Origin of the sequence: Kitasatospora phosalacinea, assembly GCF_000716545.1 — a bacterium.
GTDB classification, from domain to species: Bacteria; Actinomycetota; Actinomycetes; order Streptomycetales; family Streptomycetaceae; genus Kitasatospora; species Kitasatospora phosalacinea.
Genome location: NZ_JNWZ01000224.1, coordinates 1 through 211 on the forward strand (window position 1 = coordinate 1; position 211 = coordinate 211).

Here is a 211-nt window from a genome sequence, read left to right on the forward strand (position 1 = left end):
CGCCGACGACCAGAACATGTACCTGTTCTTCGCCGGTGACAACGGCAGCATCTACCGGGCGAGCATGCCGATCGGCAACTTCCCCGGCAACTTCGGCTCCTCCTACACCACCGTCATGACCGACACCGTGAAGAACCTCTTCGAGGCCCCGCAGGTCTACAAGGTCAAGGGCCAGAACCAGTACCTGATGATCGTCGAGGCCCGGGGGGCG

Annotated in this window: 1 protein-coding gene; it reads left to right on the forward strand. The window is 62.6% G+C overall.

Going from position 1 to position 211, the window contains the following annotated elements; genetic code table 11:
* Positions 1 to 211, forward strand: a 211-nt coding sequence (locus tag OO48_RS34245; protein ID WP_033223669.1) for a non-reducing end alpha-L-arabinofuranosidase family hydrolase, incomplete at both ends; no start/stop codon positions are given.